The sequence below is a fragment of the Ramlibacter sp. genome, assembly GCF_028292805.1.
GTDB lineage: Bacteria > Pseudomonadota > Gammaproteobacteria > Burkholderiales > Burkholderiaceae_C > Ramlibacter.
This window is the reverse complement of record NZ_JAQGLS010000021.1, coordinates 1-3715: the sequence shown is the minus strand read 5'-3', so window position 1 is coordinate 3715 and position 3715 is coordinate 1. Positions and strand designations below refer to the sequence as shown.

General features: G+C 66.4%; 3 protein-coding genes. All 3 read right to left on the bottom strand.

The genetic code is table 11. The annotated features are described in order from the left end of the window. Nucleotides 1–327: 327 nt before the first annotated feature. Nucleotides 328–1383 carry a tripartite tricarboxylate transporter substrate binding protein gene (locus JWP65_RS01045; RefSeq protein ID WP_299759503.1) on the bottom strand — a complete coding sequence of 352 codons (1056 nt, stop codon included), beginning with the start codon at nucleotides 1381–1383 and terminating at the stop codon, nucleotides 328–330. Next, entirely contained in the window at nucleotides 1335–2798 is a 1464-nt protein-coding gene (locus JWP65_RS01040) for a benzaldehyde dehydrogenase (protein ID WP_299759501.1), read from the bottom strand. Before JWP65_RS01040 ends, JWP65_RS01045 begins: the two co-directional genes overlap by 49 nt. 379 nt (nucleotides 2799–3177) lie before the next feature. Beyond that, nucleotides 3178–3715 (bottom strand): CoA transferase (locus JWP65_RS01035; RefSeq protein WP_299759499.1); only part of this gene is annotated, 538 nt, incomplete at its 5' end.

Sequence of the window (3715 nt, the reverse complement as noted above, 5' to 3'; positions counted from 1 at the left end):
ATGCGCTCAGGTTTCGGCCTTGTTCAGACCTTCCCTAACCCTCCCCGGGGCGATCAAAGGCGTTTGCCGCAAGTCTGAGATCTTAGGCATCCACACCCTTCAGCGGAAGCGCCCACGCATGACGGAGCGCATCTCGTGCGGGGGTATCCATAGGGGATGGGAGTCGCACATTCTGAGCAACACCAGCACGGCGTGCACCTCTTCCCTCGATCTTGCTGCCTCCGACTCCGCCGCTGGCTGCTGTGCCCGACGCATAAGCCAGTTTGTCAGCCGCGAGGACCCGAGGACCCGAGGACCCGCAGGCTGAACACGCGGCTCGCAAGGGTCTCAATCGATTTTCACGTTCGCCGTCTCGATCACTCTTTTCCATCTTGCACGCTCCGCATTCATGAACGACGTCATCTCCGCCGGCGTACCACCCACCACTTCCGCGCCTTGCGCCGCGAATTTCTCGCGCACGTCCGGCAGTTTCATGATGTCGACGATTGTGGCGTTAAGCTTGTTGGCGACAGCCGCCGGAGTGCCGGGCGGCGCGGCGATGGCGAACCAGGCGGACGCGACGAAGTCGGACAGGCCGGCTTCGGCCGCTGAAGGCACGTCCGGTGCCATTGATCCGCGCTTTTCCGATGCGAGGCCCAGCAGCTTGACGTGTTTGCTTTCACGGTACTTGAGCACGGCGGAAATGTTGCCGAAGAACAGATCGATCCGCCCGCCCAGCAGTTCGGTGAGCGCGGGGCCCTCGCCCTTGAACGGCACATGCACCATGTCGCCGCCGATGATGGTGGCGAACATCTGGCCGGTGAGGTGCGAGGTCGATCCGTTGCCCTGCGATCCGTACGTCACCTTGCCCGGGTTGGCCTTGACGTAGGCCACTAGTTCGCGCACCGAGCTGGCCGGGAAGTCGGCCCGCGCGGTGATGACGTTGGGCACGCTGGCCAGCATCACCACGGGGACCAGCCGGGCCGGGTCGAACTGCATGTCCTTGTACAGGTTCTGATTGATGGTCATGGGGCCGGGGGGCGTCGCCAGTAACGTGTAGCCGTCGGCAGCTGCCGTGGCAACCGCCTGCGCGCCGATGTTACCGCCCGCGCCCGCGCGGTTCTCCACCACGACAGGCCGGCCGAATCGTTCCGACAGCTTCTGCGCCACGGTGCGCGTGAGCACGTCCACCGTGCCGCCCGGGGGAAAGTTGACGATCACACGGATCGGTTTGGCCGGATAGGTTGCGGCGTCCTGCGCCAGGACCGGCAGCCCGGCGGCGGCGGCGGTGATCAGCGAGACGGTGATGAATGTTCTTTTGCGCATGAAGTCTCCGGGAGAAACAACCGGTTTGGTCAGAAAGGGTAGGGCGGCGGTGCGTCGCGCAGGGTAATCCACTGCCACTGGGTGAACTCGTCCCAGTTGGCTGGTCCGCCGATGCGGCTGCCGTTGCCGGACTGCCCTCGCCCGCCGTACGGGATGTGCGGATCGCCGAGCACGGTCTGGTCGTTGATGTGCAGCAGGCCCACCTTCAGCCGCTTGCCCAGCGCCAGCGCGCGTGCCGTGTTGGGCGACATCACGGCTGCTGCCAGCCCGTAGTCGGTGCGATTGGCCAGTTCCACCGCCTCGTCGTCGCTGGCGAAGGTGGTGATAGAGGCGACGGGGCCGAACACTTCCTCGTCAAAAGAACGCATGCCCGGGCGAACCTTGCTAAGGACGGTAGGGCGGTAGTACAGGCCCTCATGCGTGCCGCCGGCCAGCAGCGCGGCGCCCGCGGCCACGCTGTCCTGGACGATGGCGTGGATGCCCCTGACCTGGCGTTCGTTGATCACGGGGCCAAGCGCCACCTTCTCGCGCCAGGGGTCGCCCACCGGCAACCGGTTGGCCTTGGCTACCAGACGTTCCGCCAGTGCATCGGCGATCTTCTCGCTGACCAGGATCCGGCCGGTGGCCATGCAGATCTGCCCCTGGTGCATCCAGGCGCCGAATGCGGCGCCGGAGGCCGCAGCATCCAGGTCGGCATCGTCCAGCACGATCAGCGAGTTTTTGCCCCCCAGTTCCAGCGACACCTTTTTCAGATTGGCGCCGCACAGCGCGCCGACCTTGCGGCCGGCGGCCGTGGAGCCGGTGAAGGCGACCATGCCGATGTGGGGATCGGTGCACATCGCCTCGCCGACTTCCGCGCCGCCGGGCAGCACGTGCAGCAGGCCAGCGGGCAGGCCGGCCGCCTCGAAGATGCGCGCGATCAGCACGCCGCCGCACACGGCTGTCTGCGGGTCAGGCTTGAGGATGACGGCGTTGCCGGTGACCAGTGCCGGCGCCACGGCGCGGATCGACAGCGTCAGCGGGAAGTTGAAGGGCGCAATCACGCCCACCACGCCGTGCGGCACGCGGCGTGCGAAGCTCATGCGGCCGTTGTGCGTGGGCAGCATGAGGCCGTTTGGCTCGCCCATCATGGCGGCGGCAGCATGCAGGGTGGTGAGGGTGGAGCGCAGTTCTGTGTCGGCCTTGGCGCGCAGGCCGCCGCTCTCGCGCATGATCCAGTCGGCGAGTTCGTCGAGGTGTCGCTCCACCAACTGCGCGGCGCGGCGCAATATGGCAGCACGCTCGTCGGGCGCCGTTTCCGCCCATGCGGTTTGCGCGGCTGCGGCGGCGCGTGCTGCGGCCGCCAGGTCGCCAGCGCTGGCCAGACCGATCTGCGCGAGCACTTCGCCGCTGGCCTTGTCGGTCACGGCGCAGGTGTTGCCCGTTGCCTGCCAGTGGCCATCGAAGAAGCACCCGGCCCAGCGGCCGGCGTCCATCAATTTGGTTGGGTTCATTATCGTTCGAGTGTCAAGAGGTTCAGGCCGGCGCGGCCGCGTGGTGCCGGCCGCTTTCGGGCGCTGCCCAGTGGTTTGTCAGTTCTTGCATGTTGCACTGCCGGGAAACCCTCGGACCTGCTCCTTGATGATCATGAGCCAGTGACCAACGTGCGAGGGCGTACAACAATGCGCCTTTGCGCAGTGCAAAATTGCTGGACGCTCTTGCAAATACCTATGCTGAAGCCAAGCGGCGCATCAAGGTTGCGGCAGGTCGGCCAGTCGGACGATGCCAATCGTCGGATCACGCGGCTGGCCGCGGGTGGGCCCAGCGACGTGGCTCTGCGTACGCCCGAACTGCAGGAAGCCATCCGCGACATGGCCTACGAGGTGTTGGCCCTTAGGCGGCCTTGATGATGCCGCGCTTCTCCAGCGCGGCGATATCGCCGTCCGCGTAGCCGGCCTCGCGCAGGAAGTCCCGTGTCTCGGTGCCCACTTCATGTTTGCCAAGCCAGTTGATCTTGCCCGGTGCATTGCGAAAGCGAGGCACGACTTCCTGCACCCGCGTGTCGCCGATCACCGGGTCGGCCACAGTGACCACCGTTCCGCGCGCCTGCACGTGCGGATCGTTGACGATACCTTCCACGTCGTTTACGGGCGCGGCCAGCACGTCGAACTTGCGCAGCGTTTCCATCGCCTCGGCCTGCGTGTGCGCCAGCATCCAGTCGGCGACCAAGCCGTCGCATTCGTCGACGTGCTTGAGCCGCTCGCGGTTGGTCTGCCATGCCGGATCCTGCGTGAGGTCTTCCCGGCCGATCGCCTTGAAAAGTCGCATGGTGGGCGCATCGGCCGCACTGGACACGGCGATCCAGCGGCCGTCCTTGGTCTTGTAGGTGTTGCGGGGCGTGGACCAGCGCGCGCGGTTGCCCTCGCGGTTC

What these genes read in the sequence shown, in the direction of transcription:
- JWP65_RS01040 (WP_299759501.1), bottom strand. Translation starts at nt 2,798, where the DNA reads ATGAACCCAACCAAATTGATGGACGCCGGCCGCTGGGCCGGGTGCTTC.